We start from the raw sequence: 25,471 nt of genomic DNA on the forward strand, positions 1-25,471 counted from the left end.
ATGGTTCTGACGCTCCTGCTCAATTTTTTTGGTGTCGTTGCTGGCGTCAACGCGGTGATGATCCATTATGCGGTCTCCACGTTCCGCGGCGAACAGGAAGCAAGCCCTTACGAACATGGGCTTGCATTTAACAAGGATATCGAAGCTGCGCGGGAGCAGGAAGCTCTGGGCTGGAAGGTTTCCGCCAGCGTTTCACGCAACATCGGTGGCGCCGCTCTGGTGGAAGTTGTCGTGAGGGACGCTGCGCAGTTGCCGGTGACGGGGCTCGCCTTCGCGGGCGAGCTCGACTCGCCGGCCGACAAAAAACTCGACAAGCATCTTATGCTTGCCGAGGCCGGCCCAGGCGTCTACTCCGGGAGCGTCGCCGCCAATGCCGGTCAGTGGGATTTGCTGCTGGAGGCCAGTCGAGATGGAGCACCCATGTTCCGCTCGAAGAACCGCGTTTTGTTGCATTAGAGGATGCAATGACATTGGCGCTCGATCTCTCTTCGCTCATCCAGCATCGTGAGGATGGTTCGGCGCACATAGACCTCGCGGTTGAGGGAATCGTGGATGCCGCGTCGCTCCGCGCCATCGAGAGCGCATTGGCCAAGCTGCCGGGGATCACTCGTGCCCGCGTGAATTTTACGGATCGTCGCCTATTCGTGGAATGGACGGATCCAGCGTTCGATCCAGCGCGAATTGTCGATGACCTCGCCGCGCTCGGCTACCGCGCCCATCCTTTTGCATCGCAGGCGGGCGAGGATGCCGAAAGCGCGCAGGCGCGATGGCTTTTGCGCTGCCTGGCGGTCGCGGTCTTTGCCGCCATGAATATCATGCTGCTCTCGGTCGCGGTCTGGGCTGGCAATGTCAGCGACATCACGCCGGAGACGCGGGATTTCTTCCACTGGCTGTCCGGACTTATCGTACTCCCCGCCGCCGCCTTTGCCGGACAACCCTTCTTTCGCAGCGCCATCCGGGCCATTCGCGCCAGGGCGCTCAATATGGACGTCCCGATTTCCCTAGGGATTCTTCTCGCCCTGTCTATGTCGGTGGTCGAGACCGCCCACCACGCCGAGCATGCCTATTTCGACAGCGCGATCATGCTGCTCGTCTTTCTGCTTGCCGGCCGCTATCTCGACCACGCGATGCGGCGAAAGACGCGAGCCTTTGCGGCAAATCTCTCGGCGCTCCGTGCTCCCACCGCGTTACGAATCGGGCCGAGCGGTGCAATGACCACCGTTCCCGCCGCGGCATTGGCGGCCGGTGAACTCGTGCTCGTCGGCCCAGGCGAGCGCGTCCCGGTCGATGGCACCGTCGTCTCAGGGCATTCGGAGATCGACCAGAGTCTTGTGACCGGGGAGACCGCCTTCTCAATCGCCTCGGTCGGAACCGAGGTTTACGCCGGAACGCTGAATTTCAGCGGCGCCCTTCAAATTCGTGTGCGCGCTGTCGCGGGCGGCACGCTGCTTGACGAGATTGAAAGGCTGACGGAAAGCGCGGTCTCGCAAAAGACTCGCTATGTGCAACTGGCCGACCGGGCGGCGCGGCTCTACGCGCCGGTCGTCCACGCAACGGCCATTTTGACCGCCTTGGGCTGGCTCCTCGCCGGCGCCTCCGCGCATGACGCGATCGTCACGGCGATCACAGTGCTGATAATCACCTGTCCTTGCGCTTTGGCGCTCGCCGTCCCCGCCGTTCAGGTCGTTGCCGCAGGAGCCCTGTTCCGGTCGGGAGTCTTGCTCAACGCGGGCGACGCGATTGAGCGCATGGCCGAAATCGATACAATTGTGTTCGACAAGACAGGGACCCTGACCCTGCCAGAAGCGGGCATCGCCAATGCCGACGAGGTGGTGCCGCAGACTGTCGAACTCGCGGCGCGGTTGGCTCTATCGAGCCGCCATCCGCTCGCGCGGGCGCTCGCGACTTTGGCGCGCAATCGCGTACCAGTTGAAGATTGCCACGAGGAGCCGGGCCAAGGCGTTCGCGCGATCATCGACGGGGTCGAAGCGCGGCTCGGCGACGCCGGATTTTGCGATCTCGAAGACGAGGCGGATCGTTCACGCGATTTATATCCCGAGGCCTCCGTTATTGCGTTTCGACAGGGTGCCAACTGCGCTGTTTTCCGCATTCGGCAGAGGCTTCGTCCCGACGCGGTGGAGGTCATTGCGGCGCTACGATCGCGGAACCTCCCCATTATCGTGGTTTCGGGCGACCGCGCGCCCGCGGTGCAAGCCTGCGCCCATGATCTCGGACTGAGCGATTGGCACGCCCAATTCAAACCTGCGGACAAGGTCGCCTTTCTTGCCAGGCTGAAAGCGCAGGGCCGCAAGGTCCTCATGGTCGGCGATGGGATGAACGACGCGCCGGCTCTTGCCGCTGCGCACGCCTCCCTGTCACCGATTTTTGCCTCTGGTATCACACAGGCGGCCGCCGACGCACTTTTCCTCGGTGACCGGCTTGCCCCCGTCGTCGCGGCCATCGACATCGCCCGCCAGGCGAAGACCCTCATGCGGCAGAATTTATGGTTTGCCGTCCTCTATAATTCGGTCGCGGTTCCGCTCGCCATGTCGGGCCTTGCGACACCACTGATCGCCGCCGCCGCCATGTCGGGGTCATCGGTCATCGTCACACTGAATGCGCTTCGAGCCAGGCATGGGAGCAGCCCTTTAGGACCGTCTGGTCTTGAGCCCCTGCCCACCTCGACAAGCCGCCCCGGCCACCTCAACGAGGCCTTGTCATGACGATTCTGCTCGTCCTTGTGCCCTTGGCCTTATCGCTTGGTCTACTCGGCCTTGTCGCCTTTCTGTGGTCGCTCCGCAATGGACAATATGAGGATCTTGACGGTTCGGCCGTGCGGGTTCTTTCCGACGACGATCTCTCGCCGTGAGTAAGATCACGCAGCGAGGCCGCGCCGGATTGCTGGCATGTGCCTGCGACATCGACCCGCCGGATGAAACAACGCCCGGCGTCCGCGTGCCCGCGCTCGCGCTCATTGCGGCGAGTTTCAGCTTTTCCATCGTCGCTCAAGTGCTGGCATTCGCCGTATTGCCATTGGCTGGAGCAATCCTCGCGCCCTCGCCCGCGGCCTCGACGATACCCTTCGTTCTGATGCTCATCGGCGCGGCCTTGGCGAGCTTTCCGGCCTCCGTTTTGCCTGGCAAATTCGGTCGCCGCTCGTCCTTCGCGCTTGGCGCGAGCCTTGGCGTGGCGGGCGCGGCTCTCGGTGCGTGGGGAATTGCCGCGGGCCAGTTCGCGGGTCTTTGCCTCGGTGCATTCTGGCTCGGCACAGCCCAGGGCTTTGGGCTGTTTTACCGTCATGCGGCGGCGAGCGGGACACAAGCGGGTGCCCGCGCGATCACGCTTGTTCTCGGCGCCGCAAGTCTGGCCGCGATCGCTGCCCCCGCGATCATCCGCGTTGCCCAGGAAGTGGCGGGCCCCCTGGCTCCCGCCGCCGTTCTGATCGGGGCCGGGCTGGCGCAACTTGGCGTGTTGACGCTCGCCCTTTGGCTTCCCGCCGGCATCGAACTTGCCGAAACGGAGCGAGGCTGGCGGGGCAGTGATACACGCCGCTTTGTGGTCATCAGCGTGGCGGCGGCATTGGCGTGGCTGGGCATGACTTGGCTCATGGCTGGCGCGCCGCTACTGATGGCGGGCTGCGGGCTTGGCCTTGGAGCCGCCTCCAGCGCAATCTCGCTGCATGTCCTTGCGATGTATGCCCCGGCAGCCGCGATCGGTGCGACGGGATGGCGTCCCCGCGAAGCGCGGACTGTGGGCGCGGGGCTCGCGCTCTTGGCGCTGGGCTGCGTCGCGGCGCGTTTCCAGACGACGGCGCCTGGGTTTGATTTCACCCTCATAATAGCTGGCTGCGGGTGGTCGCTCGCCACGCTGGGCGCAACGCTTTGGATCCACAAGCGGGGCGCCCCGCCCCGCTTGTTGCTCGCGCTGCATGATTTCGGCCTGTTCTCGGGCGCGATCTGCGGCGCGCTTTTGGCGGGGGCGCTTGCCTAGGGAGCTGCTTGTTCGCGCGCTGCCGCAACGTCAATTTTTTAGTCGATAGCCCGTCCTAAAAATCCACCACACCGTCACCAGGCAAAGAGTGAGGAAGACTATGGTCATGCCAAGGCTTAGGCCGACGCCGACATCGGAACTCCCGTAAAAACTCCAACGAAACCCGCTGACCAAATAGACGACCGGATTGGCCAGCGTGACCGTGCGCCAGAATGGCGGCAGCATGTCGATGGAATAGAAACTTCCGCCCAGGAAGGTCAAGGGCGTGACGATCAGCAATGGCACGAGTTGCAACTTCTCGAATCCATCGGCCCAGATACCGATGATGAAACCGAACAGGCTGAAGGTGATGGCGGTGAGGAAAAGAAAGGCCAGCATCCACAGCGGATGAACGATTTCGAAAGTCACGAACATCCGCGCGGTGATCAAGATGATAAGGCCGAGCAAAATCGACTTGCTGGCGGCGGCTCCCACGTAACCGACGACGATTTCGATATAAGAGACGGGAGCCGAGAGGATTTCGTAGATCGTGCCCGAAAACTTCGGGAAAAATATGCCGAAGGACGCATTCGAAATGCTCTGCGTCAAGAGCGATAGCATGACCAAGCCAGGCACGATGAAGGCGCCGTAATGGATCCCGTCGATCGCCGAAATGCGCGAGCCGATCGCCGCTCCGAAGACAATGAAATAGAGGGACGTCGAGATAACCGGCGAGACGATGCTTTGCAGCAGCGTTCGCCAGGTGCGCCGCATTTCAAAAGAGTAGATCGCGCGGATTGCATAATAATTCATCGTCTCGACCTCACCAGACTGACGAAGATTTCTTCCAGGGAGCTTTGGCTTGTTTTGAGGTCTTTGAAATCGATCCCAAGCTCGCTCAATTGCCGCATCAAAGTAGCGATCCCTGTATGGTCGCGTTGCGCATCGAAGGTGTAGACAAGGTCCAATCCATCCTCAGACAGCTCCAGTTGGTAACCCGCGAGTTCGGCCGGGAGCGTTGCCAGGGCGCTTTGCAAATGCAAGGTGAGCTGCTTTTTTCCAAGCTTGTTCATGAGCGCGATCTTGTCCTCGACGAGGATAATCTCGCCCTTGCTGATCACCCCGACGCGGTCGGCCATTTCTTCGGCCTCTTCGATGTAGTGGGTCGTCAGAATGATCGTCACGCCGGTTGCCCGCAACGATCTCACCATTTCCCACATGTCGCGGCGGAGCTCGACATCGACGCCTGCCGTTGGCTCATCGAGAAAGAGGATCTGAGGCTCGTGGGAAAGGGCCTTTGCAATCATCAAACGACGCTTCATGCCGCCAGACAGCGTCATGATCTTGCTGTCCTTGCGGTCCCACAAGGACAGATCCTTGAGCACTTTCGCGATATAGGAAGGGTTCGCGGGTTTGCCGAAAAGGCCGCGGCTGAAACTCACCGTCGCCCAGACCGTCTCGAATGAGTCGGTGGACAATTCCTGCGGGACAAGACCGATCTTGGATCGTGCCGCCCGATAGTCGCTGATGACGTCATGGCCGTCGGCCAGGACGACGCCACGCGTTGGATTGACGATGCCACAAATGATGCTGATCAGGGTTGTTTTACCCGCGCCATTGGGTCCGAGAAGGGCGAAGATTTCTCCGGGCCGAATTTGCAGATTGATGTTTTTGAGGGCCTGAAAGCCAGAAGCGTAGGTCTTGGTCAGATCGGATACGGAAATAATCGGCTGCACGGAGCCCCCTGGTGGAGAATGATCAGAAGTCGACGACGGCCTGTCCCTCTCTCAAAACGACCTGATCCCGCGCATAGCGATTACAGTTTATGCGAGGAGGTCGGGGCCGAGGGAACAATATTTTTCAGAGGCTCAACCTGTGCGAGCACCGAGGCTTTGAAGGGGATTTACGTCAAAAATTGGGGCGCCGCCAAGACGCACAACGGGCCCCGGCGCATTCAAGCGGCTACGGGGCCCTGCTTCGGCTTTGCGAAGCGATCTGTGATTTGTGCAGATTTTGTTGCGACGTAACGGATGCTTGGCCTTCGCGGCCGTACTCGCAAAATCATAGTTGGATTGTCGGCGGTGGCGTTTCGGCCGGCATATTAAGCTTTCACGTCACCGTGACCCTGTGGCGTGCCAGGGTCCGTCAGATTGTCCCGGTGGAGTCATGGCTTCTCCCTTTGAAAGGGATCCGATGGGTTATCGAAAGAGGGCGCCTTCTGCTTCCGACCGGCTCTTGTGAACACTGCGAAAGCCTACGAATGATCCGCCTGTTCCGCGGATGTGTCAATTTTTTTCGTTACACTCTTGCGGCAACGTTGTCGCACTATTGCAACGCTGCGCATTGATCCGGCCAATAGGCATGAACATGGCGCATGTCGCCTACCCCGCGCGCGATCGCACTGAATCTTTAGGGCTTCCCGTTTTCGCGGAGAAACGGCGCATACCGCCGAGCCACGTTTCATGAACGGGAATATCCATGATCTCGGCTGGCGGAACCTTTGTCGGGTCGCGATCGAGGAGAACAAAGTCCGCGCATTTCCCAACCTCGAGGCTGCCGACGATATCGTCCATGTGGCATTGCCAAGCGGCATCAATCGTCACGGCGCGCAGCGCCTGCATCGGAGTGAGAGCCTCGGTCGGATTCAGTGTTTGCGTCGTACCGCGTAGATTGCGGGTGACCGCGTTCGAGACATACCGCAGCGGTCCGATCGGGGTGACATTATAGTCGCTATGCAAACTCAGTCGCATACCCTTTTTCACGACGGATGCACAGAGGTCGATCAGCTTGGCCCTTTCGGGGCCGAAGATCGTCTTCTGGAACGAGTCTCCCCAATAATAGACGTGTCCGATTGTGAACGAGGGCGAGATCCCGAGTTCTACCATCTTGTCCATTTGTTCGGGATGAAGCAGCGTGCAATGCTCGATCCGGTGCCGCGCATCCTTGCGTGGGGTCTTTTTCAGCGTGGCCTCAAATGCCGTCAGGGCCATGTCGATGGCCGCATCGCCATTGGCATGGACGCCGACCTGCCAGCCGTTGTCGTGGGCCTCCACGACCGCCGCGCTCAGCGCAGCCAGCGTGTAATTGGCAGTGCCGACGCTCGTTGTGTTCAAATAGGGCACGCGCTGATAGCCGGAATAGCCCTGGTTTGTGCCATCCACCCAAGCCTTCACTCCATTGATGCGGACGGTCTCGCTCGAATTATCCGGTTTGAGCCCCATTGCCTGCCATGTCGGCATGGCAGTCGAAGCCAGAAAGCCGGAAAACCGCACCGGTGCGGCTCCCCCTTCCATGACGGCCTTAATCGCAGCGAGATCACTTTCCGGGCTGAGCGCCCCGATGCCGCAATCATGCACGCTCGTGCAGCCTTTCGACGCAGCCAGATTGAAGAGCTTGAGGATGTTGGCCACATATTGTGCGCCAGTGATTTTTGGCGCCGCTTCAGCGAAGCGTATAAGGGCCGGCGGCTCCTGGATTTCACCGGTGAAATTGCCCGCGGCATCGCGAAGAAAGCGGCCATGGGGAGGGTCGGGCGTCTTGGTCGTGATGCCGGCCGCGGCAAACGCCTTGCTGTTGACAAAGGCGATGTGGCCATTGTCCTCGAGGATGACGAGGGGGTTGTTCGGGGCCAGCGCATCGAGGGCTTTGATGGACACATCGAAGGTGCCTTGTGTGATCAATGGATCGAAAAGCTGGCCGAGAATCCAGTCTCCGGGCTTGGCCGAGGCAACTGCCGTCATGACCTTGGCCTTCACCTCGTCCATCGAGCGATTGACGAAGGGACCGAGGTCAAGCCAGCTATCGAAGAAGGCGAAGGTAGAATGGATATGCGGCTCGACGAAACCGGGTAGCAATGTTCGCGAGCCAAGTTCAATGACCTGCGTCTTGGGACCTTTCAGCGTCATGATCTCGGTAAGCGATCCGACTCCGATGATTTTACCTCCCGACACAGCAATGGCTTCCACCTGCGGCTGGGCATCGTTCATCGTGAGGATCTTTCCGCCATGCATGATAAGATCAGCGTGAGAACCGGCCGGCGCGGCTGCTGGTTCAGCCGCTGACGCTTTGGCCGCAAGGAGCGCTCCCGCTGCTATCATGCCTTTGAGGAACCCTCGTCGCGCCGTGCCATGCTTAGCAAAAGCGAGGAGCCCAGGACGACAAGCAAGACACATATGCTTTCCTCGATTTAGCGTGGGAACCTAGACCATGATGGTTTCTAACTCTTCATCGACTGACATCAAAATAAAGTTTGGAGGGTGGCTTATCAATTTTCCCTAAGGCCGCCTCATGCGGCCCCCGAGCCTAGGAGGCCAATATGAAAGCCCTTGTCTATCAGGGACCTGGGAAGAAAGCTCTCGAAGATCGTCCGATGCCCGAGATCGGTGCGCCGACAGACGCCATCGTCAAGGTCTCCAAGACCACGATCTGCGGCACTGATCTGCACATCCTCAAGGGCGATGTGCCAACCTGCGCACCGGGCCGTATCCTCGGACATGAGGGCGTCGGGATTATCGAGAAAACCGGCTCCGGCGTCACCCAATTCCAGCCAGGCGACAGCGTCTTGATTTCCTGCATCTCCTCCTGCGGCAAATGCGAGTATTGCCGCAGGGGAATGTATTCCCATTGCACGACCGGCGGCTGGATCCTCGGCAACACGATCGACGGCACCCAGGCCGAATATGTGCGCATTCCTCACGCGGACACCAGCCTCTACCCGATTCCCTCAGGCGCGGATGAAGAGGCGCTCGTCATGCTGAGCGACATCCTGCCCACGGGCTTCGAGTGTGGCGTCCTCAACGGGCATGTACAGCCCGGAAATACGGTGGCCATCGTCGGCGCAGGCCCGATCGGCCTTGCCGCCCTGCTCACGGCGCAATTCTATTCGCCCGCCGAGATCATCATGATCGACCTCGATGCGAACCGTCTGGAAATAGCGAAACGGTTTGGCGCCACTGCGACGGTCAACGCAAGTGGCGGTGAGGCCGCACAACAGGTCATGAAGCTGACCGGCGAGCGCGGCGTCGATACCGCTATCGAGGCCGTGGGCATACCATCCACTTTTATTCTCTGCGAGGACATCATTGCGCCAGGCGGCACCATAGCCAACGTCGGCGTGCACGGTGTGAAGGCGGATCTTCATTTAGAGCGGCTATGGTCGCAAAATATCACGATCACGACCCGTCTGGTCGATACGGTTACCACGCCGATGCTCCTCAAAACGGTTCAGTCCGGGAGGATCGATCCGGCGCGGCTGATCACGCATCACTTCACGCTCGATCATGTATTAGATGCCTATGATACGTTCGGACGGGCGGCAAGCACGCAAGCGCTCAAGGTCATCATCGAAACATAGAGCCTGATCCGGCTGGAAGCGGGCAGCTGAAGCCGACAACGGAGCGCAGCCATGGATATTGCATTTCTTGGATTGGGAGGGATGGGCAGCGGCATGGCCCGCAACCTCCTGAAGCACGGGCATAAGATAACGGTGTGGAACCGGAGTTCTGCGCCCGCCGAAGCGATCCACGAGCAGGGCGCCGCGGTCGCCGCCACGCCCGCGGAGGCGGCCAAGCACGCAGAAATCGCGATCACCATGCTCGCCGATGACACGGCGGTCGAGTCCGTTGCTCTAGGCCAAGGCGGCCTTGCCGAGGGGCTGCCCAAGGGCGCGGTGCACGTCTCCATGAGCACGATCTCTGTGGCGCTTTCCGAGCATCTCGATCACGCACATGCCGAACGTGGTCAGCACTTTGTCGCCGCACCGGTGTTCGGCCGGCCAGACCAGGCCCAGGCCGGCAAGCTCTTTATCGCCACGGCCGGCGTTGGCGAGATTGTGCGGCGGATCCGTCCGGCGTTGGATGCGATGGGACAACGAACCTTCGTCATCGGCGAAACGCCCGCGCAGGCCAATCTCCTGAAGCTGACCGGCAACTTCCTCATCACCTGCGTCATCGAAAGCCTCGCGGAAGCCTTTGCCCTGACGGCCAAAGGCGGGATCGAGACCGGCAAGGTCTACGAACTTTTGACCGAGACCCTGTTTGCCGCCCCCGTCTACAAGACCTACGGCAGCATGATCCTCGAGGGCAAATATTCTCCGGCCGGTTTCAAGATGGCACTTGGCCAGAAGGACAACCGCCTGATTCAGCTTGCCGCGGAAAAACTCGAGGTTCCCCTGCCCTTCGCGGGAATCGTGCGGGACAGATTTTTGGCCGCGCTCGCCCATGGTGATGGCGAGCTTGACTGGTCGGCTATTGCCAAACGCGCAGCGGAAGATGCGGGCGCCGGGGGCGGCTGAGGCTGCCTCATTGCCGCATTTCCTGCTGTGCAATTACGCAAACTGTTGCAGAATCGCATCGCGGTCTGGAAGAAGCGTGTTTGGACCTCCGAGAAATATTGCATTTAGAATTTTGCGGCGCACCCTCCTAGCCAATGATTTGCCGCTTGGAGAACCCGCTCATGTCCCGTTCGCGAAAAACCCTGCTGGTCCCGGCGCTCTGCACCGGGCTGATGTTCGGCCTCTCCCTGGGCCTTGCCGGGATCGCGCAAGCCGCCGATGTCGCCGCGACCCCGCCGCCCGCCCCCGCCAATTGGTGGGATACGATCACCGTCACCGGCGTGGTCGAGGGCGGCCTGACCCTCAATCCCGACTATCCGGGCGATGGCTTGAATTTCGGCCATTTGTTCACCGACAAGGCCAATACGCCGCTCCTCAACCAGATGCTGCTCACCGCCCAGCGGCCGCTCGATCCGAAGGCGACCGATTATGATTTCGGCTTCAAGCTGCAGCTGATGTACGGCTCGGACGCGCGCTACACCCATTATCTCGGCGAGTTCGATTACATCATCAACGACCGCAGCCAGTTCACCCCGGTCGAGGCGTTCGGCATCGTCCATCTGCCCTGGCTGTTTGCCGGCGGCATCGACGTCAAATTCGGCCAATATGTGACCCTCGAAGGCGCCGAGACGATCGACCCGACCACCAATTATCTCTACTCGCATTCCTACATCTTCAACTTCGGCATTCCGCTGGTCCACACCGGCATCATGACGATCTCGCATGTCGATCCGATGGTCGATATTTATCTCGGCGTCGACACCGGCGTGAACACCACCTTCGGCAATCGCCAGGGCGACAACAATGGCGCCGCGGCGTTTCATGGCGGCATCGGGCTCAATCTGCTCGACGGCAATCTGACGATTTTGGCGACCACCCACATCGGCGCGGAAAACCCCGACACCTTCGGGACCGCCCTCGCCTGCGCCTGCAATCCGAACCGGGCGCTTCGCTATCTGAGCGACATCACCGCGATCTGGAAGGCCACCGACTCCTTGACCTTCATCACCGACCTCAACTACATCCGCGACGACGGGTTCAAGGCGAGCGGCTATGGCATCGCGCAATATGCGATCTACACGGTCAACGACTGGCTGAAACTGGTCGGCCGCGGCGAGGTCTGGCGCGACAACAATAATTTCTTCGTCGCCGCCTTCCCGGGCAATTTCGACTTCGTGAATGTCGAATATGGGTTCCCGTCGACCGCGGTGTTCGGGCCGGCGCCGACGACCTATCTGGAGCTGACCGCCGGGCTCAACATCTCGCCGGCGTTGCCCGAGGGCCTGCCGTTTTTGAAATCGCTGACGGTGCGCCCGGAAGTTCGCTACGACGCTTCGCTGAACGGCACGACGCCGTTCAACGGCCTGGGCTTCCCGGCGTTCGGGGTCGGCACCAAAAGCTCGCAATTCACCTTCGGCGGCGACATCATCGCGAAGTTCTAGAGCGGGATGAGGAAAAGTGGAAACCGGTTTTCCGCCCGCATCCCGCTCTAAGCTTTTGGAACAAGATCACGTTCATGATTTTGGATCGAGTCAATCCAAAATCATCGTGATCTAGAGCCCGATCCCCAAAAGGCGTTTGACTTTTGGGACAAGATCAGGCGGCAAAACAAAGAGCCCAAAAATCCCGCCCGGCTGAAACGCCGGGCGGTTTTTTTAACCCCGCGCATGGCCTGCGCCACATTTCGAGGCCGCGTGCAAAAGCGCCGCCGGGACGGCCAAAGCGTCGTCGAAAAATGGCGGCGCGACCAGCGTAACCCCAAATGGCAGGCCATCGCTTCTAAAGCCCGCCGGAATTGCAATTGCCGAGCAACCCAGAAAATTGACGAAATTCGTATAATGACCCAGCCGGGCGTTGAGACGAATTGGATCGGCCCACATGTCCTCGACTCTATAGATCGTCGGGGAGGTCGGAAGCAGCAGGATGTCGGCCCTCGCCCATTCGGTTTCGACAATCCGGCTCAATTCCTTGAGCCGGTGCATGCCGACGAAGGCGTCAACCGCGCTGTGGCGATGCGCGCTTTCGAGCAGGTTGAACACCGTGGGTTCGACGTCTTGCGGATGGGCGTCGACGAAGCCGCCCACAGCGGCCAGGCGCTCGGCAAGCCAGGGTCCTTGATATAGAAGCGCGCCAATGTCGCGAAACGGCCGATAGTCGAAGACAACAATTTCGGCGCCGAGACCCCTCAGCCGATCGATCGCGCCGGCGTAGAGTGCCGCGCTCTCCTCATCGCCATAAAATTCGCGTTCATCGGTCAGGAGCACGCCGATGCGTGGAGAGGATGGAAGCGGCTCTTGCTTTCCGCGCACCGAATAGGGATCGGCGGGATCGAACCCCTCCGCAATGCGGCGGATCTCGAGGCCATCGGCAACGCTCGCGGAGAGAATGCTCACGCAATCGAGGCTTTGGCAGGCCGGAATAATGCCTGTCGCGCTCAACAGACCGGGTGTCGGCTTGATCCCGACGATGTTGTTGAATGCGGCCGGGACCCGGCCCGAGCCCGCCGTGTCGGTGCCGAGTGCAAAGGGGACGAGCCCGGCCGCGACCGCGACCGCCGAGCCGGAACTTGATCCGCCGGACACATAATCGGCATTGAACACGGAGCGTGGAGCGCCATAGGGCGAGCGGGTGCCATTCAGCCCGGTGGCGAATTGGTCAAGGTTGGTCTTGCCGACGACCAGAGCGCCGGCCTCCTTGAGGCGGCCCACAACGAAGGCGTCTTTTTCCGGGCGATAGGCGAAGGCGGGACAAGCAGCGGTGGTGTCGAGGCCCGCGACATCGATGAGGTCCTTGACCGCGAAGGGGATGCCCCAAAGCGGCAGCCGAGAGGGATCCGGCTCCCGGTCCAGAAGATCGCCCGCCGCGCGCCGGAGATCGTCCGGGGCAACACGCGAGATGAAGATGGCAGGGTCTTGGGCGGCCGCAACTCGCGCCAGCACCTCCTCGACGACATCCATAATCGCGGATGGCCGCTCGAGATAGAGGGTGCGGAGCGCATCGAGAGTCAGTGTGGCAGGAAGCACATTATTTCTCCTCGATCGCCAAAAATGAGATTCCGCTGGGGGCCCAGGCCGGCTTCGCCAAAGCAAAGGCTCTGGACTTCAGATTTTCTTCGCCGTCCATTCGACGAGTTCCGAGGCGGCCTGCATAAAGGCTTGATCGAGCGCTTCGACCGCGGCTGCCGGTTCAACTGCCTTGATCAGCGCCTCGGCCCGAAAGACACGAGAATCTATGATCCGTCCGCTTTGCGCGACGATCTTGGCCGCGAATTCTATCTCGGCTTTCGGTGGAGAAGAAAGCGAGATCTGGAAGCTGCGGAGATCGATGAGCAGCTGATAATCATTGCTGAGACCGTCGGAGGCGCGTCCGACGCCCGACAGAAAATCAGCATTCTCCAAGCTCTGGATGATCTTGGCCTGAAGCAGCTTCGGCACGCTGTCGGCCCATTGCGCATTCTCTAAAAAGGAGCTTTGCCCATCCTTTGCAACAATCGTGATTCTTTGCGTGTCGTTCCTCACCAAGGTCGTCAGGTCTGCGACGACAAGTTGTTTGCTAGGCTTCTTCGGGGGCGTCACGATCACCCGGGGGGCGGCCAGATCGAAGGTGGGGAGAGGGCCCTTTGGCTCGCTGCCGCCGAAGGTTTTCTCAAGCCCGGCGACGATGCCGTCGATCCGATTGGAATTGCGGGAAAGTGCGGCGGAGAAGGTATCCAGATTGGTGATCGCGTCGTGAAGCGTATCTGAATTCTCCGAGACAACCTTGTCGATCAGGCCGAGGACCTGGCGTGCGGACTGCGTCAGATCCTGACCGGCCGAAGCATCGGCGATCAGCATGGGTGGCTCACCCTGGGACGCCGCAAGAACCGGCAATGCAGCCGAGCCGCCAATAAGTGCAATCGAAGGACTGCCCATCAGGCCTTGAACGTCGATCCGCACTTTGCTGTCGGCGCGGACCGGCGTATTGCGATCGACGGCGATGGTCACGAAGACTTGCCCTGGGTTCGCTGAACTTAATTGAAGAGCGGTGACTTCGCCGACGTGGATACCATTGAAGAGGACCGGAGCCCCCGCGCGCAGGCCGGAAACCGGTCCATCAAAGCGCACGCGAAAGACGGAACGCTCGCCGAGGCCGCCCGTGGCATGAAGCCAATAGACGAATCCGAATCCCGCAATTCCTGTTACCAAGACAAATAGACCGATCAAGACGTAACGTGCGCGCGTTTCCATCGCGACCTCAATGTATCGACGCAAGGTTCGAGGCAGGAGCGCGGGCCCGCTTGCCACGAAAATAAGCACTCACCCAGGGATGATCGCAAGCAAGCATCGCGGCAAGCGACCCGGCCGCGGCCACTTTGCCATCGGCGAGCGCAATGATTCTGTCGCAGACCGTGTGGAGACTGTCGAGATCATGGGTGACCATAAAGACGGTCAGGCCGAAAGTCTGCTGCAAGGTTTTGATCAGGGAATCGAATTCGCCGGCGGCTATGGGGTCAAGGCCGGACGTCGGTTCATCGAGAAAGACGATCTCGGGATCCAGCGCGAGCGCGCGGGCGAGCGCCACCCTTTTGACCATGCCGCCCGACAGCTCCGAAGGCAATTTTTGCGCATCGTCTGGGCTCAAGCCGACCATCTCAAGCTTCGCGGCGGCGACCTCTTCAAACAATGTTTGCGAAAGATTGAGGTGTTCGCGCATCGGAAATTGCACATTCTCCTGTGCCGTCAGCGACGAGAACAGCGCGCCTTGTTGAAAAAGGACTCCCCAGCGCCGTTCCACCGACCGGATTTCCTCAGGTGTGGCAAGGTCGAGATCCTTGTCGAAGACGGTAATGCTGCCGCGGCGTTTTCGAATCAGCCCGATGATCGTCCGTAGCAAAACCGATTTGCCTCCGCCGGAGGCCCCGACGATCCCCAGGATTTCGCCACGCCGAACGTCGAGCGAAATACCATTGAGCACGGTTTGCGTTCCGAATCCGACGACGAGGTCACGGACACGAATGATCGATTCTTCGGGCAGGCTACCCATGCATTACATTCCGATCGAGGCGAAGAAGATCGCAAAGAACCCGTCCAGGACAATCACGAAAAAGATCGACTTCACAACGGAGGCCGTCGTCTTCAAACCGAGCGATTCGGCGCTTCCCTTCACCTGCAATCCTTCCGAGCAGGCGATGAGCCCGATCGCCAACGCCATGAACGGCGCCTTGATCATGCCGACTTCAAAATGCGTTACGGTGACCACCTCTCTAAGGCGACCAATGTAGACAGCCGGGCTCATGCCTCCATAGAGCCAAGCCACCAGGCCGCCGCCATAGAGCGCTGACATCGAGCCGATGAAAGCAAGGATGGGCAAGGCGCAAACCAAGGCGACGATCCGTGGCAGCATGAGGACTTCCACCGGATCGAGGCCCATGGTGCGAAGGGCATCGATCTCCTCGCGCATTTTCATGGAGCCGAGCTCAGCCGTATAGGAACTACCCGAGCGTCCGGCAACCATGATCGCAACGATGAGAACGCCGAGTTCTCGCAGCACCAAGATGCCGACCAGATCGACGACATAATCGCCGGCCCCGAATTTTCGGAAATGAAAAATGCCCTGTTGGGCGATGATGCCGCCAATCAGAAGCGTGATCATGAATATGATCGGGATCGCCTGCCAACCCACCCGATCGAGCTGATGGACGCCGGACGCCAAGCGGAAGGAACGCGGCCGAACAAATATACGGGCCGTCGCGCTGCCCAATGCACCCAATAATCCCGACAGCCGGATGAGATCCAGGCCTAAATCGGTCGTTAGACGGCCGAGATATTCAAGCTTGTCCAAGATCGGATTTGCAGGCCGCCTCGAAGTTGGCTTTTGACGGCCGCAGCCATGAATCTCATCGAGCAAGCCGCGAAAGCGGGCGGCAACCTCGACGAGCTCGGCGTCAAATCCATGTGCGGCGAAGTCGCGGGCGGTCCTTTCGAGCAGCCAAGCTCCGAATGTATCGAGCTCTCCAATGCCGGCAATGTCGATCTCGAGGCGCCGGGATCCTTGAGTTGGAACCTCAAGCGCCTTGACCTTCTGCTCAAGCAAGGCCGCATGAGCGGCTGTCCAGGAGCCGGACGCCAACAGCTGCAGGCGCTCTTCGGCGCCGCCGCCCTTGAGGATCAGTTCGGGCGCCAATGTTTCGCTCTCCCACAAGGCGCGTCGCAGGAGGATTCCCGGCGCGCGGCTCCCTTAGGTTGACTCTTAGACTATGTGCCATCGTGACCCGCGCAAAGTAAAGATGGAAGGAAGGCAGAACGGAAAGTCGCTTGAATTATCCGCGGCCCAACCAAGCTTACGGGCGTCGTCTCGCGTCATAACCCGAACGGATAGGTATCCGGCGCCCCATGCGGCCGACCGCCCGCCAGCGGGGTCACCGCGCTGGTCTGCTCGAACCACACATAGGCGTCGAACTGTTCGGTGATCACCGCCTCGAAATAATGACTGAGGAATTCCGTGTCCGGCCGGTAGATGACGCCGATGGCCCGCTCCAGGCGGGGCTTCGACAAGGCATCGCATAATTCGCTTTTGTTGCCCCTTCGCCAATCGGTCAAGGAGCACTCGACGAACGTCTGACGGAATATGCGCTCATAACTATCAGGCCGCGCGGGATTGATTTGCATGATTTCCATGGGGCCGCCCCAATTGCTCGCGGCGGCAACCGTCCCACGATCCGTGCCGAAGCCGATCAGCACTGCCGAATCGCCAAATGCCGAGCGGCACGATTCGCCGATGTTGAACTCACCCTGCCAGCCCATGGCGGTGGCCGCGGCATTGCCGATGTGTGAATTATGCGCCCAGATGATCGCTTTGGCTTCGCCGCCACGCGCGGCGAGCAACCGCGTCAAAGTATCGAACATGTGGCGGTCGCGCAGATTCCAGGAGTCTTTGGAGCTGCGATACATCAGCCGATAATAATGCTCCGCCGTGCGCACCACACGGGCGTTCTGCGCGGCATCGAAGAATGAGTCTCCGTCGCGGCGAACATAGACGAGCCGTTTGTCCAGCAGTGCGCGAAGTTCGGCTACAACACCATCCTCGCAAGGGGACTTGTCGAGATAGCGCGTCGCGCGGCCATAGAGGGATGGATCATCCTGCCAGGGGGTGAGGCAGCCATACCGGGCACGCGCCAATTTGGCTTCCTGGGGATCCACTCGATCGAGATAGGCGAGAACAGCGGCAATGGAATTCCCCAGGCTATAAATGTCGAGGCCTCTGAACTCGGTCCGCGACGCCGCCGGCAGGTTTTCATTATGAGCCCGCAACCACTCGATGAAATCATGCACTTCGACATTGCGCCACATCCACGTGGGGAAGCGCGAGAAGGCTTCTTCGGAAGATGGCTCACGCGCGTGGTGGCGAACGTATCTGTCGATTCGCGCCGCATCGGACCAATCCGCCTCAACCGCAAGGATAGTGAACCCATGCTTTTCGATTAGGCGGCGGGTGATCGCCGCACGAGCTCTATAGAATTGCGACGTGCCATGGGTCGCCTCCCCCAGCAAAACGACCTTCGCGTCGCCGAAACGGTCGAAAAATTCGCCGAACTCCTCCCCCTCGTCTGGCGACGGCAGCGGCTCGCTAGCCGCGCGAACGATTGCAGTTGCCTCGTCGGCACCTCGGGAGCGAAGGGTTTCGGCAACAAGACTGTCGACCATGACTAACCCTCGCCCCGATTTTTATCGGGAAAGCGAAATTGCCAAATTGGAGCGCGATCCGCAGACTGAAACCGCCAGCTAGGCCAAATGATGTTTGCCGACCAGACGAACCGTACTGGCCTGCGGCCCCTTTTCCCCAATCTCCTCAACGAACCGGACCTCGGACCCGATCGTCAAATGATCGAAAGCGTTGTCGAGCACGCTATTGCGGTGAAAGTACACTTCCCCACCGTCGGCGGTTTGGATAAATCCATACCCTTCGCCCGCGACAAATTTCGTGACACGGCCGTAGCTCTCTTCTTTGTGCAGCTTGACTTGGCCACGCATTTCGCGCACGGCGTCCTCGATTTGGCGCTGAGCCGCTGCGAAGGCATCCTTGATCGCGACCACGACATGCTCGTGCTCGGGCGCGTCGCGATGCGTTTTGGTGACAAAAACATCCTTGTGCTGCGGCATGGCGATACGAATATTAATCTCGAACAGATCGCCGTGCCGATGCCGCGTCGCCGGGACCGTTACCGCCACGTGACAGCTCGTAATTCGGTCACTAAATTTTTCCAGCCGCTGGGCGTGTTTCTCGATTTCCGAGCGAATGGATTCCGAGGGCTCGGAATTTTGGAAGGTGATGTCGAGCGGCACTTGCATCTTATTCTTAGCTCCGAAAGATATTGACGCGCTATCCAGCCCGCGCCGGCGAAAGCCTATTTGCCTCGGCTAACCCTTGTCGGCTCGGGTGGTTCATAACAATTCGCTGAAGGCTCAAAAATCCGACCCGCTACGCCTTGGCTTGAGCGCTTGGGCTGGCGCGGCACCGATATAGGCAGATTAATCGATGCCGCGCCTCCAGCCAATGGAGCATAACCAATGGCTGATTGGCTCAACCTATCAGGGCAAGCCCGCACGGGATTTGAGGGACATCAATGCACTGCCGGAACAACCGCATATTTTGAAAGAGATTGTGGAGGTCGGAAGCGAAGGCTTCATGTAGACTCTGTCACATTGGTCAGAAACCCTATCGACATGGTCCCCCACTCTGGCCAATTGGCCTCCAACCTCGACGAATAAGGAAAATCAATGAACATTCGCGCCATTCTATGCGCGGCGTCGCTCGCCGTTTTGACAACAACCGCGCAAACCGCGGTTGCACAGCCGGGCTTGAAAGTCGGCGCATTGCGCTGCGATGTCGCCGGAGGCCTTGGTCTTATCGTTTCGTCGAGCAAGGACATGCGATGCGTTTTTACCTCGACCAGGGGATATCGGGAGCGATATTATGGCAGAATTCTTAAATTCGGCCTCGATATCGGTGCCACCGATCAAGGCGTCTTGGTGTGGGATGTTTTTGCTCCGTCCCAAGGACCCAAGCGCGGAGCGCTCGCGGGTAACTATGTGGGCGTCGATGCATCGGCGACCGTCGGGGTCGGGCTTGGCGCGAACGCGCTTGTTGGCGGCTCTCACCGCTCGTTTACGTTGCAGCCCTTGTCGGTTCAAGCGCAAACCGGCCTCGCTCTCGCTGCCGGTGTCGCCTCGCTGACGCTTCGGGCCGGGCACTGACCGCGTATTTCCTTCCCGCTAGCAATCTTGCACATGGAAAATAGCGCAACCTTGGCCCGCACCGTCTACATTCCGCCAATCGGCCTTCCGGGGACCTTACAAATCCCTGGCGAGGCCACTTCGCTGGTCGTGTTTGCGCATGGCAGCGGTTCCAGCCGTCTCAGCCCCCGAAACATGCTGGTCGCCGGAGAGCTGAACAAGCGCGGCATGGCCACGCTTTTGTTCGATCTGCTGACTGCGGATGAGGAGGCGGAGCGGGCCAATGTCTTCAACATTTCCCTTTTGGCCGGACGGGTCGTCGATGCGGTGGACTGGCTTGGTCGAGATCCGCTCACACGACAGTTTTCGATCGGTCTCTTCGGCGCGAGCACCGGAGCGGCGGCGGCGCTCGTGGCAGCGGCGCAGCTCGGCAATCGCATCAGAGCGGTCGTTTCGCGCGGCGGGCGCCCCGATCTTGCGGGGGGTGCCGTTCTCGATCGCCTTCATACGCCGACCCTTTTGATCGTAGGCGGCGTCGATTTTCAGGTGATCGAACTCAATCAAAGCGCATTCGCACGTCTGCGAGGACCAAAGGCACTGGAAATTGTGCCGGGCGCGAGCCATCTTTTCCCGGAGCCGGGCGCGCTGGAAGCGGTGATCGCCCACGCCGTCCATTGGTTTGAAACCTACCTCACTTCCGCCGATGAGACGAATTCGCAGGGGCAGCAAAGGACCACGGAATGAGTTTCAGGAACCGCTCCGATGCCGGAAGGAAGCTGGCCGCCCGCCTCCTTAAGTATAAGGACCAAAACCCTGTTGTCCTCGCTCTGCCGCGCGGCGGCGTGCCTGTCGGCGCGGAAGTCGCGGCAGCGCTCGATGCGCCGCTCGATCTCGTTTTAGTCCGCAAAATCGGCGTGCCCTGGCAGCCGGAACTTGCCATGGGCGCCATCGTCGATGGCGGCACCCCGATCATTGTGCGCAATGAGGACGTCATACGGCTGGCCGGCGTCGATGAATCTGCGTTTCAAGCCGTCTGCGACCGAGAATTTGGCGAGATCGAGCGCCGCCGTCGACTCTATGTCGGTGACCGGACTCAGCTCGACGTTAAAGGCCGCTACGCAATTGTCATCGATGACGGCATAGCAACCGGCGCGACCACCCGCGCCGCCTTGCAGGCCATCCGCTCGCATCAACCCAAGAAGCTCATTCTTGCCGTCCCGGTTGGCCCCCCCGATACGATCGAGGCCATGCGGGAAGAGGCCGACGAAGTCCTATGTCTGGAAATACACGGAGATTTCGGAGCCATCGGCTACTATTACGATGATTTCCGGCAGACAACCGACGAAGAAGTGATCGATGCTCTGGCCCTGCGCCGAAAAGCGCACGAAACCGGCGGAGCCTCTGGTGGCCGGCCGACGGTCCGGATTTAGGGAGGCTCGGCGGGGCTACTCTTCGAAGACGGGCGGAGAGGGCTTTTCATCCGGCCTGGTGTCTTCGACAGGCTCGTTTTCCTCGGCCGGCACCTCTGCCTCGATCTCCACTGGCTCGCTATCGATCAATTTCGCGCTTTCATCCACATTCTCGTCATAGGATGTGTGCTTGTCCGGCGTTTTAGGGCCGGCCCTGACTTCGCCGCTTGCTGCATGAGTCATTGAACATCTCCCTGTCGTCCCCCGTTTCCGAACCAATGTGGGGCTTGCCATCGCATCAGATTTTTTCGAGCGTGATTTTCGCGTTTTGCAAAAGATCGAGGACATTGTCGTTAAGGACATCCATCAAGGCGCCGATGCTCGTCGCCTGGTCCAATCGTTCCATCCGCAATTTTTCCCAGGCATCCGCGCAAGCCGTCCCAAAGCTCTCCGCATCGCGGATGTCGTAGGTGCCTTCGAAAAGCTGCGCCCCGTCGCTGACAATGCGTAATTTGACCTTCATTCGAACGCTCCACATCTGGCCGTCATTTGTTTATGTCCTGAATTAAACTCAGGTTTCATCCAGGTGACTATTTCCCATGATGATGGGAAATAGCCAGGTCCGTTTACAACGTATTTGCGCAGCATCAATTCAGTCCGCATCTTGGCCAGCATATCCCATCGACGAAAACGGCTCATGCAAATTATTCCTTAAAACCTGATCCCCTCAGCGGCGGTCGTTCTCGAATAAGGCTGAACATGCCGTATCCCTCCAACCACGATCTGCCGCTTTCCGTAAGGGCTCACTTGCCGGAAGGGGCGCAAGACATTTATCGTGCAGCGTTCAACAACGCCTATGTGAGCTATAGTGGCGACCCGAGGCAGGAAGAGATCGCCCACCGGGTGGCCTGGGCGGCGGTCAAACGGAACTATGTGAAACGGGGCGAGGTTTGGCTGCGCCGATAGGCGACAACGAAGGGCCGCCTGATGTGTTGCTCGCTGAGTTGACCGGAGAGGCGCAGAAAATGTCCTTGTGCCACGAGCCGGCAAATGCAGTTGCCGACGGGCCGACCCTTGCCGACAAGGTGACATTCTTGAGTCAACCCAGCGTCTATGGCCGCGGCGGAGGTGACGTAGCGCGACAGGAAACCCACATGTCCTGGCTCTTCCTGGCCAATGGCCATGTTCTGAAGCTCAAGAAACCTGTCCGTTTTTCCTACCTCGATTTCTCGACCCTGGCGCGCCGGCAGGCCGCGTGTCAGGCCGAGCTGAAGTTGAACCGCCGTCTGGCGAGCGACGTCTACCTCGACGTCGTACCTCTGGTAGAGACGCCGCGCGGCCTTGCAATCGGCAAACCGGGCGTTCCTGTCGAGTGGCTTGTCGTGATGCGACGGCTCGACGAGGCCTGGACGCTCGAACGCAGGATTCTCGATCATCGCCTCGCGGGTCAAGATCTTGATCGGCTCATGGCAACCCTTAGCGCATTTTACCGGCACGCACCGGCAGTGTTCACGACGCCCGCGCTCCACCTTGCGGAGTGGCGGCACAATCTTTCCCTCAATCGCAGGATTCTGCTTGAGCCGCGTCTGGCGCTTCCTGCCGGCCTGGTGCGGAAAATCGACATCGCCCAGCGCCGCTTCCTCGAAGCGAAATCGGAATGGTTCGCGGCGCGTGTACGCGCCCATCATATCGTGGATGGTCACGGAGACCTCCGCCCGGAGCATATTTGGATCGATCATCCCATCCGAATCATCGATTGTCTCGAATTCAATTCCAAGCTTCGGGCCATCGATCCTCTTGATGAACTGGCTTACCTCAGCGTCGAATGCGATCGGCTCGGCGCCGCCTGGGCCGGCCAATACCTGAAACGCCGGGTTCTGCGGAGATGGAGCGACAGCCCGTCCGCCGCGCTATTTTGTTTTTACCGCTGCTATCGCGCGACGCTACGGGCACGCTTGGCCATCGCTCATCTCCTTGAGGAGAATCCGCGCACGCCTGAAAAATGGCCGCGTCTCGCCCGCACCTATCTGCGTTTGGCCGCAGCCGACGCCTTGCTTCTTGAGCGCATGCTCAAAAAGCAAGGAGATCGCTGAGAGCTTCTCCTCTGTGCAGGCGCAGGATGGCTTCCGCCAGCAGGGGTGCAACCGGCAGCGTATCGATCTTTTCGCGCATCGCTTCAGTTCCAAGCCGGAACGCCGGGACACTGTCCGTGACAACCAATCGATCGAGTGCGGAGTCCGCGATGACCTCGCGCGCGCCTTCCATGAACAAGCCATGGGTGACGAGCGCAATGATCTGCGTGGCGCCCGCGCGGCGCGCCGCCTTCGCCGCCCGCAGCAATGTGTGCCCGGTGCTGATCAAATCGTCGATGATCAATGCGGTCGATCCTTCCACGTCGCCGACAAAAAGATCTCCGGTTACGACACCGGCGCTGCGATGCTTATCGGCAAACCCCTTCCCGACCGGCCTGTTGAGCTTTGCCTCAAGGGTTTCGCGCAACAGTTCGGCACGCTTGACCCCGCCGGGATCCGGAGACACGACACAAAGGCGTTCCGCGTTCAAAGCCTCGGCATAGTCGACAAACAAGGGGGCGGCAGTGAGCGCCACCGTTCGACACCGGAAAGCATTTTCGAACGCCGCCGGATTGTGGACGTCGAGCGTAAGCACCGCGTCGGTGCCGACCGCCTCGAAAAGACTGGCCACATATCGGGTAATCACCGGATCATTGGGCTTGGTGCGACGATCTTTGCGGGCATAGCAGAGGTAAGGCACGATGGCCGTTACCCGCGCCGCCCCTGAATCCTTGAGCGCACCGATAAAAAACAAAAGGCGGCAAAGCTTGTCGTTGGCGCTCTCAACGGGGCCGCTGTGGAGGCTTTGCACCACATAGACCTCCGCGCCACTGACCGTATCAAGCGGCCGCGTCTTGTGCTCGCCATCTTCGAATTGGCGTTCCTCATGTGCCGCAAGAGGCCAGCAAAGAGCCCGCGCAATCGCTTCCCCTAGCTCGGCAGTTGCCCGCAGCGCAAACAGCTTGGGGGGCGCCCCCTCAGCCAGACCCGACCCAGTATCTGCGGGAGACCAAAGTCGGCATTCTCGGTGCATCGGCTTTGACCTTCATCGAAACGCGGTACTTGGCCCTTTTGCCATGGGTGCGGGCCTAAACCCTTCACCCACGCTCGCCGGATACGGGCGCCTCTTACAGACGGCCCATTTCGAAATCTTCGCAGGAGCGGTCGAACTGCGACAGGGCTTCCTCAAGGTGATCGGAGAGGAGCGGAATGCCAAGAAGATAGGTTGCCGTACGTTTATTGTGAGCTCGCGTGGCTTCCGCCCGCAGTTCGTCCCAATCGTCGATCGTGCCGTCGCCGCGGCCGAGCCATGTGAGCGCGACGAGATCGATTTGTTCGTCCTCGTTCATGGCCCCTATGAAGCCACGGATCTCTTCGACAACCGGATCGTCGCCATGGTCCTCCAACACAGACACCATGGAATCATCCGTCGCATTGGAAGCATCGTCGGGGTCGGTTACCACGTCCTTGACGTCGAATTCACGCGCCTTGATAATAATGAAGCAGACTTTTTCGGTTGTGATCGTCAAGCTCGGTAGATCTTTTGCCATGGTTCATCTCATGCCGCCTGATTATGGGCGCTGTGGAGGGCCTGATCTCGTGGGGCTTTGCAAGGCAGGAAAGCTGGTTTCTCTTAAGCGTTCGGAATCAGGAACCGCACGCGCCTGCAAAGCTTCTACCCCCCGATGACTCATTGAACATGACATAAATCAACGGCCACGGCCACCGTCAGGCGCACTGCGCTCAGCCGGATTTGAAACTCCGGCGTGGCGCGCTGGAACGAAGCTCGGCGAGGACGGTCTCGCCGGCGATCGCCTTGGACCCCATTGTGACGACGGGCCGTGCCACCCCTGGAATGTAAACATCCACCCGTGAACCGAAGCGGATGAGGCCGAACCTGTCCCCCGCGCCGATGACTTCGCCTTGGCGGACGAAACAGACAATGCGGCGGGCGATCAGTCCGGCAATCTGCACGACGCCGAAGCGGCCGGCGGCGGTTTCGATCACAAGGCCATTGCGCTCATTGTTTTCGCTCGCCTTGTCGAGATCGGCATTGAGAAACAGGCCCGGCTTATAGGCAACTTTGGTGACGCGCCCCGCGACCGGCGCACGATTCACATGGCAGTCGAACACCGACATGAAAATCGAAATCCGCTGCATGGGCTCGGCGCCGAGCCCCAGCTCCGGCGGCGGAGGATAATATCCGACCGCGGACACAACACCATCGGCGGGCGAGACCACCAGATTTTCATCGAGCGGCGTCAGGCGGGTCGGGTCGCGAAAGAAATAGGCGCACCAGACCGTTGCAATCGTGCCGATCCAGCCGAGCGTGCCGAAAAAAGAGCCGAGGACCAGGGTCGCAATGCCGAAGCCGGCGATAAAAATATACCCCTCGGGATGGATGGGCGTGACCTGCTTACGGATCGATTCGATGATCGACATGTGACAATCCTATTTCGGAACCCCCGGCGCCCGCCG

General features: G+C 60.1%; 26 protein-coding genes. 12 read left to right on the top strand and 14 right to left on the bottom strand.

Annotated features, from left to right (window positions below; translation table 11 throughout):
• Genes CU048_05600 through CU048_05615 form a run of 4 tightly spaced genes read left to right on the top strand, consistent with a single transcriptional unit; the run spans nucleotide 1 to nucleotide 3,990 of the window.
• Nucleotides 1-456 (top strand): nitrogen fixation protein FixH, encoded by a 456-nt coding sequence (locus CU048_05600; GenBank protein QBR72694.1) that lies wholly within the window; start codon nucleotides 1-3, stop codon nucleotides 454-456.
• An 8-nt stretch (nucleotides 457-464) separates the two neighbouring features.
• The gene (locus CU048_05605) at nucleotides 465-2,723 is read left to right on the top strand and encodes a copper-translocating P-type ATPase (protein QBR70834.1); all 2,259 of its coding nucleotides are present in this window, start codon (nucleotides 465-467) and stop codon (nucleotides 2,721-2,723) included.
• Nucleotides 2,720-2,869 (top strand): cbb3-type cytochrome oxidase assembly protein CcoS, encoded by a 150-nt coding sequence (ccoS, locus tag CU048_05610; protein QBR70835.1) that lies wholly within the window; start codon nucleotides 2,720-2,722, stop codon nucleotides 2,867-2,869. Before CU048_05605 ends, ccoS begins: the two co-directional genes overlap by 4 nt.
• Nucleotides 2,866-3,990: a hypothetical protein gene (locus CU048_05615; GenBank protein QBR70836.1), complete on the top strand. Its 1,125-nt coding sequence runs from the start codon at nucleotides 2,866-2,868 to the stop codon at nucleotides 3,988-3,990. The genes ccoS and CU048_05615 overlap by 4 nt, the downstream gene beginning before the upstream one ends.
• Before the next feature lie 30 nt (nucleotides 3,991-4,020).
• Here the strand turns inward: CU048_05615 and CU048_05620 are convergent, their stop codons facing one another.
• The 3 genes from CU048_05620 to CU048_05630 form a co-directional block, all read right to left on the bottom strand.
• On the bottom strand, nucleotides 4,021-4,782 hold the full coding sequence (locus CU048_05620; protein ID QBR70837.1) for a sugar ABC transporter permease: 762 nt from the start codon (nucleotides 4,780-4,782) through the stop codon (nucleotides 4,021-4,023).
• Complete coding sequence (locus CU048_05625; GenBank protein ID QBR70838.1) at nucleotides 4,779-5,705, bottom strand: multidrug ABC transporter ATP-binding protein; 927 nt, start codon at nucleotides 5,703-5,705, stop codon at nucleotides 4,779-4,781. Before CU048_05625 ends, CU048_05620 begins: the two co-directional genes overlap by 4 nt.
• Nucleotides 5,706-6,350: 645 nt before the next feature.
• The gene (locus CU048_05630; protein QBR70839.1) at nucleotides 6,351-8,141 is read right to left on the bottom strand and encodes a twin-arginine translocation pathway signal protein; all 1,791 of its coding nucleotides are present in this window, start codon (nucleotides 8,139-8,141) and stop codon (nucleotides 6,351-6,353) included.
• 143 nt (nucleotides 8,142-8,284) lie between these two features.
• On the opposite strand from CU048_05630, the gene CU048_05635 reads away from it, so the two are divergent.
• The 3 genes from CU048_05635 to CU048_05645 all read left to right on the top strand — a co-directional run bounded on the left by CU048_05635 (nucleotide 8,285) and on the right by CU048_05645 (nucleotide 11,742).
• Entirely contained in the window at nucleotides 8,285-9,322 is a 1,038-nt protein-coding gene (locus tag CU048_05635; GenBank protein QBR70840.1) for an alcohol dehydrogenase, read from the top strand.
• Nucleotides 9,323-9,373: 51 nt separating this feature from the next.
• Entirely contained in the window at nucleotides 9,374-10,261 is an 888-nt protein-coding gene (locus CU048_05640) for a 6-phosphogluconate dehydrogenase (protein QBR70841.1), read from the top strand.
• A gap of 212 nt (nucleotides 10,262-10,473) precedes the next feature.
• Nucleotides 10,474-11,742: a porin gene (locus tag CU048_05645; GenBank protein ID QBR72695.1), complete on the top strand. Its 1,269-nt coding sequence runs from the start codon at nucleotides 10,474-10,476 to the stop codon at nucleotides 11,740-11,742.
• A 213-nt stretch (nucleotides 11,743-11,955) separates the two neighbouring features.
• Here the strand turns inward: CU048_05645 and atzF are convergent, their stop codons facing one another.
• The 6 genes from atzF to CU048_05675 form a co-directional block, all read right to left on the bottom strand.
• Entirely contained in the window at nucleotides 11,956-13,323 is a 1,368-nt protein-coding gene (atzF, locus tag CU048_05650; protein ID QBR70842.1) for an allophanate hydrolase, read from the bottom strand.
• 78 nt (nucleotides 13,324-13,401) lie between these two features.
• Nucleotides 13,402-14,526: a hypothetical protein gene (locus tag CU048_05655; GenBank protein QBR70843.1), complete on the bottom strand. Its 1,125-nt coding sequence runs from the start codon at nucleotides 14,524-14,526 to the stop codon at nucleotides 13,402-13,404.
• A 7-nt stretch (nucleotides 14,527-14,533) separates the two neighbouring features.
• Nucleotides 14,534-15,322: an ABC transporter ATP-binding protein gene (locus CU048_05660; protein ID QBR70844.1), complete on the bottom strand. Its 789-nt coding sequence runs from the start codon at nucleotides 15,320-15,322 to the stop codon at nucleotides 14,534-14,536.
• Nucleotides 15,323-15,325: 3 nt separating this feature from the next.
• Entirely contained in the window at nucleotides 15,326-16,480 is a 1,155-nt protein-coding gene (locus tag CU048_05665) for an ABC transporter permease (protein QBR70845.1), read from the bottom strand.
• A gap of 158 nt (nucleotides 16,481-16,638) precedes the next feature.
• Nucleotides 16,639-17,982, bottom strand: coding sequence for a carboxylic ester hydrolase (locus tag CU048_05670; protein ID QBR70846.1), 1,344 nt, complete (start codon nucleotides 17,980-17,982; stop codon nucleotides 16,639-16,641).
• Nucleotides 17,983-18,060: 78 nt separating this feature from the next.
• Nucleotides 18,061-18,627 carry a 30S ribosomal protein S30 gene (locus tag CU048_05675; GenBank protein ID QBR70847.1) on the bottom strand — a complete coding sequence of 189 codons (567 nt, stop codon included), beginning with the start codon at nucleotides 18,625-18,627 and terminating at the stop codon, nucleotides 18,061-18,063.
• Nucleotides 18,628-19,056: 429 nt separating this feature from the next.
• On the opposite strand from CU048_05675, the gene CU048_05680 reads away from it, so the two are divergent.
• Genes CU048_05680 through CU048_05690 form a run of 3 tightly spaced genes read left to right on the top strand, consistent with a single transcriptional unit; the run spans nucleotide 19,057 to nucleotide 20,942 of the window.
• Nucleotides 19,057-19,533, top strand: coding sequence for a DUF992 domain-containing protein (locus tag CU048_05680; protein QBR70848.1), 477 nt, complete (start codon nucleotides 19,057-19,059; stop codon nucleotides 19,531-19,533).
• A gap of 33 nt (nucleotides 19,534-19,566) precedes the next feature.
• Nucleotides 19,567-20,256 (top strand): hydrolase, encoded by a 690-nt coding sequence (locus CU048_05685; protein QBR70849.1) that lies wholly within the window; start codon nucleotides 19,567-19,569, stop codon nucleotides 20,254-20,256.
• Nucleotides 20,253-20,942, top strand: a complete 690-nt coding sequence (locus tag CU048_05690) for a phosphoribosyltransferase (protein ID QBR70850.1) — start codon at nucleotides 20,253-20,255, stop codon at nucleotides 20,940-20,942. Before CU048_05685 ends, CU048_05690 begins: the two co-directional genes overlap by 4 nt.
• A gap of 15 nt (nucleotides 20,943-20,957) precedes the next feature.
• Here the strand turns inward: CU048_05690 and CU048_05695 are convergent, their stop codons facing one another.
• On the bottom strand, nucleotides 20,958-21,164 hold the full coding sequence (locus tag CU048_05695; GenBank protein QBR70851.1) for a hypothetical protein: 207 nt from the start codon (nucleotides 21,162-21,164) through the stop codon (nucleotides 20,958-20,960).
• A gap of 55 nt (nucleotides 21,165-21,219) precedes the next feature.
• Nucleotides 21,220-21,444: a hypothetical protein gene (locus CU048_05700; protein ID QBR70852.1), complete on the bottom strand. Its 225-nt coding sequence runs from the start codon at nucleotides 21,442-21,444 to the stop codon at nucleotides 21,220-21,222.
• 236 nt (nucleotides 21,445-21,680) lie between these two features.
• Between CU048_05700 and CU048_05705 the strand changes: the two genes are divergently transcribed.
• Both CU048_05705 and CU048_05710 read left to right on the top strand, forming a co-directional pair.
• Nucleotides 21,681-21,887 carry a cation transporter gene (locus tag CU048_05705; protein ID QBR70853.1) on the top strand — a complete coding sequence of 69 codons (207 nt, stop codon included), beginning with the start codon at nucleotides 21,681-21,683 and terminating at the stop codon, nucleotides 21,885-21,887.
• A gap of 23 nt (nucleotides 21,888-21,910) precedes the next feature.
• Nucleotides 21,911-23,014, top strand: a complete 1,104-nt coding sequence (locus CU048_05710; GenBank protein ID QBR70854.1) for a hypothetical protein — start codon at nucleotides 21,911-21,913, stop codon at nucleotides 23,012-23,014.
• On the opposite strand, the gene CU048_05715 is transcribed toward CU048_05710, so the two are convergent.
• The 3 genes from CU048_05715 to CU048_05725 form a co-directional block, all read right to left on the bottom strand.
• Entirely contained in the window at nucleotides 22,992-24,026 is a 1,035-nt protein-coding gene (locus tag CU048_05715) for a ribose-phosphate pyrophosphokinase (protein QBR70855.1), read from the bottom strand. The two genes, CU048_05710 and CU048_05715, sit on opposite strands and share 23 nt — an antisense overlap.
• Before the next feature lie 94 nt (nucleotides 24,027-24,120).
• Nucleotides 24,121-24,543, bottom strand: a complete 423-nt coding sequence (locus CU048_05720; GenBank protein QBR70856.1) for a hypothetical protein — start codon at nucleotides 24,541-24,543, stop codon at nucleotides 24,121-24,123.
• A gap of 193 nt (nucleotides 24,544-24,736) precedes the next feature.
• Nucleotides 24,737-25,435, bottom strand: a complete 699-nt coding sequence (locus CU048_05725) for a phosphatidylserine decarboxylase family protein (GenBank protein ID QBR70857.1) — start codon at nucleotides 25,433-25,435, stop codon at nucleotides 24,737-24,739.
• Nucleotides 25,436-25,471 lie beyond the last annotated feature (36 nt).

It is taken from the genome of Beijerinckiaceae bacterium (assembly GCA_004564215.1).
Taxonomy (GTDB): Bacteria; Pseudomonadota; Alphaproteobacteria; order Rhizobiales; family Beijerinckiaceae; genus Methylocapsa.